Source organism: Candidatus Hydrogenedentota bacterium, from assembly GCA_018005585.1.
GTDB lineage: Bacteria > Hydrogenedentota > Hydrogenedentia > Hydrogenedentales > JAGMZX01 > JAGMZX01.
Map to the genome: position 1 here is coordinate 1 of JAGMZX010000217.1, position 6,796 is coordinate 6,796.

8 protein-coding genes are annotated in these 6,796 nt (G+C 63.7%); 1 reads left to right on the forward strand and 7 read right to left on the reverse strand.

What is annotated here, in order from left to right; all coding sequences use genetic code 11:
• The 7 genes from KA184_22315 to KA184_22345 form a co-directional block, all read right to left on the reverse strand.
• Positions 1 to 843, reverse strand: an 843-nt coding sequence (locus KA184_22315; GenBank protein ID MBP8132325.1) for an alpha/beta hydrolase, incomplete at its 3' end; no start/stop codon positions are given.
• A 188-nt stretch (positions 844 to 1,031) separates the two neighbouring features.
• Positions 1,032 to 1,595 (reverse strand): GTP cyclohydrolase I FolE, encoded by a 564-nt coding sequence (folE, locus tag KA184_22320; GenBank protein MBP8132326.1) that lies wholly within the window; start codon positions 1,593 to 1,595, stop codon positions 1,032 to 1,034.
• The gene (gene folK, locus KA184_22325; GenBank protein ID MBP8132327.1) at positions 1,592 to 2,128 is read right to left on the reverse strand and encodes a 2-amino-4-hydroxy-6-hydroxymethyldihydropteridine diphosphokinase; all 537 of its coding nucleotides are present in this window, start codon (positions 2,126 to 2,128) and stop codon (positions 1,592 to 1,594) included. Before folK ends, folE begins: the two co-directional genes overlap by 4 nt.
• Complete coding sequence (gene folB / locus KA184_22330) at positions 2,115 to 2,495, reverse strand: dihydroneopterin aldolase (protein ID MBP8132328.1); 381 nt, start codon at positions 2,493 to 2,495, stop codon at positions 2,115 to 2,117. The genes folK and folB overlap by 14 nt, the downstream gene beginning before the upstream one ends.
• On the reverse strand, positions 2,488 to 3,234 hold the full coding sequence (locus KA184_22335) for an SDR family oxidoreductase (GenBank protein MBP8132329.1): 747 nt from the start codon (positions 3,232 to 3,234) through the stop codon (positions 2,488 to 2,490). The genes folB and KA184_22335 overlap by 8 nt, the downstream gene beginning before the upstream one ends.
• Before the next feature lie 33 nt (positions 3,235 to 3,267).
• A complete protein-coding gene (locus KA184_22340) occupies positions 3,268 to 4,173 on the reverse strand; it encodes a trypsin-like peptidase domain-containing protein (GenBank protein ID MBP8132330.1) in 906 nt (301 codons plus the stop codon).
• A 4-nt stretch (positions 4,174 to 4,177) separates the two neighbouring features.
• Complete coding sequence (locus KA184_22345; protein MBP8132331.1) at positions 4,178 to 6,232, reverse strand: PDZ domain-containing protein; 2,055 nt, start codon at positions 6,230 to 6,232, stop codon at positions 4,178 to 4,180.
• A 354-nt stretch (positions 6,233 to 6,586) separates the two neighbouring features.
• Here KA184_22345 and KA184_22350 point away from each other — a divergent pair.
• Positions 6,587 to 6,796, forward strand: a 210-nt coding sequence (locus KA184_22350) for a hypothetical protein (protein ID MBP8132332.1), incomplete at its 3' end; no start/stop codon positions are given.

Below are 6,796 nucleotides of genomic sequence, written 5' to 3' on the forward strand. Positions count from 1 at the left end.
TTTCAGGCTCTTCCCTTCATAATTGCCGTTCCAGGCGCCGTGGTCCTCGCCCGCGATGGGGTAGAAGCGGCAAGGGATGCCTTTCGCGTCGCAGGTGTCCTTGATCTTGCGGGCGAGACCGAAAGGCACCGAGAGATGGATGTCTTCGCTGCCGTGCGCCACCATGATCGGCGGGTCGGCCGCGTCAAACAAGTCCAGCACGGGCTCGGCGCTGCCCCAAAGCTCGACGACCGCATTCGGCTTGCCGCTGGCGCCGGGGTTGTTCGTCTCCGGCACGGGCAGGTCCGCGCGGTCCGCCGTAAACGCTTCCGGGTCGGACACGCCCGCGGCCAGCGCGGCAAACGCGCCCGCGGATTCTCCCAGCACGGCGATGCGGCCGGCGTCCAAGCCGTATTCCGCGGCGTGCGCGCGCACAAAGCGAATCGCCGTCTTGGCGTCCACGTATGCGGCATGCAAAGCGGCCTGGAGCATGGTCGCGTCAAACGGCGGCGCGGCGGGCGGGAAATCACGGATCAGCCGGTAGTTGATGGAGAAGCAGGCGTAACCGTGCTCGCAGAGATGCTGGGCGATCTCGATGAGCTTGCGGTCGCCTTTGCCCCCTTCCATGAAACTGCCGCCATGCACCATTACGACCGCGGGACGCAGCCCATCGGCCGCCCTTTCGGGGAGATAGGCATCAAGCAGCAGGTCGCGCAATTCGTACGGACCGCTGGGAGTGAGGCCGAAATAGGCTTGGCCGTAAACGACATCGCGAATCATTTGTTGCGCCTGCGCGACAGGCGCCAGTATTGCCCAGGCGCACAGCACGAACGCCGCGAACGCGAATTCCCGTAGCTTCCGCATGAGAGAAATGCTCCTCATTTTTGTTAGACCACGGGATTGTTGCGCTGGTTTTTCCGGGTTGCGGCGCAGGCGGCCCGCCCGTGCGGGTTGCCGAAGCAGCCTGTGTGCATGGGCAAGATGTCCATGCCACGGGTGGCACGGGCGTCCCGCCCGTGCTCTCTCTGAAGTTCCGGCGATTCTTCAGGAGGTCACTCCTGCCGCCGGATCAGGCTGAGAAACTCCTGCCGTGTAATTGCGTCGTCGTGAAAACTTCCCAGCACGGACGACGTTGTCATCACGTTGTTCTGCTTTTCGACGCCGCGCATCATGGTGCAGAGGTGGCGGCATTCTATGACGACGCCGACGCCTTCGGCGCGGGTAGCGTCCATGACGGCGCGCGCGATTTGCGCGGTGAGCCGTTCCTGGATCTGGAGCCGCCGCGCGAAGAAATCGACGAGCCGCGCGAGCTTGCTGAGGCCGAGGACCTTCTTCTGCGCGATATAGCCGATGTGACAGCGCCCGAAGAAGGGCAGCAGATGATGCTCGCAGAGACTGTAGACCTCGATATCGCGCGAGATAATCATGTTGTTCGATTCGGCCTTGAAAACGGCCTGATTAATGATGTCGTCCACGTTCAAGCGGTAGCCCGATGTGAGAAACGCCCAAGCCTGGGCGACGCGCGCGGGCGTCTTCAGCAAGCCCTCGCGCTCCGGGTCTTCGCCGATTTCAATGAGCAATTCGCGGACGAGTTCAATGACGCGGTCTTTGTTCATAAGCCAAACCTTTCTCGTAGACTTCGTGTAAAGGCGACGGCTGGTTTCAATTGTGCACGGCCGGCATTGCCCAGGAGAACGGCCAGCGGTTCGCCGGTATCGGGCATGATGTATCCGGGCGCGAGCTCGGCCACGGCGGCCAGGAGAAACGGGCGGGTGCGCAAATCGGGGTCCGGCAACGCGAGGCCCGGTTCCCGCGAGGTCAGGTCGCCGAACAGCATGATGTCAAGGTCGATGGTTCGCGCCGCGTAGCGGTCCGCCGAGCGCACGCGCCCGAGCGCGGCCTCGATGGGGCGCAATGTGTCGTACTTTAGCGCGCGCGCCCCGGTGGGGCACTCCACCGCCACGGCGCCGTTGAGGTAGTCCTGCTGTTCGGGCCGGTCTATTGGCGCGGTGACGTAGAAGGTCGAGATGCCGGTCACGATGACGGCGTCGCGCAGCCGGTCCAGCGCCGCGACGATGTGCGTTTCGGGCTCGATGTTCGAGCCCACGGCCACATACGCGGTCGTGGTCTGTCTCTCAAGAGGAGACATCGGAGCGGTCTCGTGTGATTTCAACGGCCACGCTGCGGGCGAAGCGCAGGGCGCCGGGCTTGTCCACCACGACCGTGACGCGCTGCACACCGGCAGCCGCGAGACAGAGCCGCGCGATTTCTTCCGCGAGGCGCTCGATGAGCAGGAAGGAGGATTTCTCCACAAGCTGGAGCACTTGCTTCTTCACGGCCTTATAGTCGACGGTGTCCTCGATACGGTCGGACTGGCCGGCGCGCGACAAACCGGCGTGCAGCGTGATATTCAGGACAATGTCCTGCTTCTCCCGGCGTTCTTCGGGATAGATGCCGACGATGCAGCGCGTCAGCAGGTCGCGGATGTAAATCTTGTCGCGCGGTTCTTCAGTCATAGACCCGTCCTCGCAAATGGCGCCCACCGTCCAGGAAGATGACTTGGCCGGTGACGAACGCGCTGCGCAGGAGAAACAGCACGGCTTCCGTCACGGCGCGGGGGTTGCCATACCGCTGCAGGGGATTGGAATGGGCCAGCGCCGCGAGGTAATGCTCGTCCTTGCCTTCCGGCGGCAGGATGAGCCCGGGCGCGACGGCGTTTACGCGCACCTTCGGCGCGCATTCCAACGCCAGAATCCGCGTAAGCGTATAAAGCATGCGCTTGCTCAGGTGGTACGGCACGTGCTTGCGGTCGTAGTCGGCCACCATCGTGTCGAGAAAGTTGACGATACAGCCTTCGCGGCCCTGAGCGGCGAAATCCAGGCTTAAGCGCAGTGGCGCGACGGCGTTGATCTGAATGTTTTCCGCGAGCTTGCCCGTGGTGCATGCCTCGAGCGCGGCTTCGGGAAAGATGGCCGCGCTGTTGATGAGGAAATCCACCGGCCCGGCCGCATCGACGGCGCGCTGGAACAAGCCGGCGACGTTGTCCGGCTGCGCGAGGTCAGCCTGCACCAGGGCGCAGCGCACCCCGTGGCCACTCACCTGCGCGGCGATCTGCGCCGCTTCCCGCCCGGAAGCACCGTAATGGAGGACGATATGCGCGCCGGCCTCGGCCAGGGCCAGCGACGTGGCGGCGCCCAGCCGCCGCGCTCCCCCCGTAACCAGCGCGGTCTTGCCATGCAGATCGACTATGCTCAATACCCGCTCCCGTTGCTTGCCGCAGCGGCTTGCCTAGGAGGCCGGCCCGCTTTCCTCAACCTTCTGCACCTCTTCCACCGCCTCGCCAGGCGCGGCCTCTTCCGCGGCGGATTCCTCCACCGCCGCCTCGCCAGACTCTGGCGCCTGCGCCGCGACTTCGAGGATATCAGACGCGGGCAGGATAATGGGAATCATGTTGCCGGTCATGCCGCCCGACAGCATCGCGGCCAGTCCGGAGGCTTCCGAGCCGCCCTCGCTCAACGTGCGCAGCACGGCCAGGCCCAACAGCTTGCCGTCCGCCGTGAAGACGGGCGAGCCCTGCGTGGACATTGCTTCGTAACTGGGCACGTAGTACGTGCGGGGCTTGGAGACGATCGCGTGAATGCGCAACAGGTACGCGGCATAGGCGCGGTTGGCGACTTTCCCGAGGCGATTCAACGCCACGACTTCGTCGAGCATGCTGGTGCTCCCGGCATTCGCAAGGGGGATGCAGGCCATGGGCTGTGCCGGCTTCTCGATGGGGCGGATAAAGGCCAGGTCGAGGTCTTTGTCGCGCAGGACTACCGCCGCCGGGATTTCCGTCCCGCCGTCGCGCAGGATTTTCACGTCGATGACGCGCGCGTTCATCTCCATCTGTTCCATCATCTCGCCCATCATGGCGTGGAACATGCTCGTCGGATCTGTGGCGGAAAGGGCGACCACTGTGAGGCCGTCCGGCTGGATGACCGTGCCGGTCACCTCCCTCTTGTCCTCGCTTTCTTCGTTGCCCATGCCCATGAAAGACACCTGCGTCTTGGTCGTGACCTGCACGGTCACGACGGCGTGCTGGTTCTGCTCCATGATGGCGCGGGCCTGGTCCTCAATCTCACCGGCGACCGCGGCCTGCGCGGCCAGACAGGCCAGAAACAGACCAACAAACGGGAAGGGCATCCGGTTCATAGGTTCATCCTTTCGCGTGGGCCCCATCCCACTTTGGTTCCATCTCGATGTAGAACGTGTGAATGCCGCGCATCACCTGGAACACCACTACGGCGGGGCGCTTCTCGGCAATCTGCTTCATCGTCTCCTCAAAGGCGGCCACGTCCGCGACCGGGACGCCGTCCACCCCCAGCACGAGGTCGCTCACGCCGAGCAGGCCCAGCGCTGCCCAGCCGCCGGATTTCACCTCTTCCACGAGCACGCCCTTCTGCTCCTCCTCCCAGCGCTCCTTGGCCTTGTCGAAGAAGGTGACATCACGAACCGTGAACTCGAAATTCTCATCGCGGAACTTCTTCATCTCGCGGGCGAGTTTCGGCGAGCGGATCAACTCCACGGGGATGGTCGCTTCCTCGGCGCCGCGCAACACGTGCACCTGCGCGACCGTCCCCACTTTGTACTGGCGGATCCACGCGCCCAGTTCTTCGTAATGCTCCGGGGCGGAGGCTGTCATGCGTTCCTCATCGATGGCGGTGATGACGTCTCCGACCTGGAGTCCCGCGGCTTCCGCGGTAGTACCCTTGTATACGTGGGTGACGCGGAAACCGGTCAGGTCCGGCCGGCCCATGAGTTCCGCGATGTCGCGCGACAACACTTGCGTTTCAACGGGAAGCCACGCTTTCTTGACTTCGAGACCGGGGTCCTCGAGTTCCTGTATGCCGACTTTCACCACCGTGACGATTTTTTCGGTCTTGCGCTCGACCTCCGTGAGCACCGGCACGGGCTCCGTAGCGTCCTTGGTCAGTTCCTGCGTGATTTGGACCAGTTCGGCCAGATTGTGCACCGGCTTGCCGCCGACGCCGACGATGACGTCCTTCTCGCTGATAGCGGGCTTGGCGTCGCCCGCGGGGCCGCCGGGCCGGACGGAAGTCACGAGCACGCCATCTCTCGAATCGCGCTTCAACTCTTGCGCCAGCATCAGCGAAAGGTCGCGGACGGTGAGACCCCATTGTTTCAGTTCGTGTTCCTGCGGTTCGCGCGGCTCGCGCTCCGTAGGGGTAATCATCAGCGCCAGCGCCTGCCCGTCCCGCTCGACGAGGATCGGCACGGGCTCGCCAATGGGCAACTCCGCGATGATCCGGTTGACATCCGGGAGTTGTTCGAGGAATCGCACGTCCATGGGCGCGCCGCCAAGCGACAAGAGGATGTCGCCCGCCTTGAGTCCCGCCGCCTCGGCAGGCGAGCCCTTGAGCGCCCCGCTGACGAGCACGCCGCGGCTATTTTCCCCATGCTTGAGCCGGGGCTGCAATTCAAGTCCGAGCCAGGCCCGTTTTACCTTGCCCGAGGCAATGATCTCTTCGGCCACGCTTTTCGCGAGATTGCCGGGAATGGCGCCGCCGAGTCCCATGCGGATTTCATTGATGCCGATGATCTCGCCCGTGATGTTCACGAGCGGGCCGCCCGAGTTGCCTCCGTAGATCTCGGCGTCATGACCCAGCCAGCGCACGAGCGCGCCGACGTCTTCGCCGTCCTGCTCGAGGCCGCCCCAGCGGTTCATCCATTCCGGCATGATCATTTCCGTGTTGCTCACGATGCCGAGCGTGACCGACTGAGACAGGGCGAGCGGACTGCCCATGGCCAGCACGTGATCCCCCGCGCGGACGAGGTCGCTGTTGCCGAAGGGCGCGACGGGAAACGAAACGTCTCCCTCGGAAATGAGCTTGATGACCGCGATGTCGGTGAGCGGGTCCGTGCCGATCAACTCGGCGGGGTACTCGCTCTTGTCGGCGAACACGCATTTGATCTGCTTGGCGTGGCCCGCCACGTGGTGGTTGGTGATGACATGCCCCTCAGGCGTGATGACCGCGCCGCTGCCGGACAGTTCGTATTTCATCTCGCGGCCTTCGCCATAGTACGCCTCGACGACATGGATGCGCACGAGCGAGGGTTTGATCCGGCCCACGGCGTCCTCGATGGCCTGGCGCAGGCTTGCGGAGGCTTGCGCCTCCGCGGCCACTGGCGCCAGCACGCACACCGCCGTGGCGGCCAGCAAGTAAAACGAAAGTGAACGGACGTGCTTCATAAAGAGCCCTCATTCTTGTGCTGTCTGCGCTGGCATGGCTTCAGGACACTTGAGCCTTGCCGGTCAGAGTGTCTTACTTATGCAACAGTACGGTCATCCATCCGAAACGGAACGCAAAGAACCAGCTCAACCGCCTGGAAGCAGTCAAGCCCCAGAATGCGGCAGCATCGTAGCATATGCGCACGGCGCCGGAAAAGAGGCCGTTCGGTGGCAAAAGCCCCGTTTGGCAGGCGCGGGCTCCGTATTTTTTCCGGAAGTCAAAACGAGTTTTTCGTGATTTTACGGATGTGTGCGACTTTGCCGCTCGATTATGGTATGGCCGTCTTGCTGTGGACGGGCCAGGAGTATGCGTATATGAATCGAAGACAATTTCTTGGGCTCAGCTGTCTGGGCGGAACCGCCACACTAACGGGAGGCGCCGCCGCGGCCAGCGAACAGGAATCGGCGCCGCCGGAAGACGCGTACGGTGTCCTGGTGGATACCACGGAGTGCGTGGGTTGCCGGAAATGCGAGTGGGCGTGCAACAAAGAGCACCATCTGACGCAAGCGCCGCTCGAGGCCTAT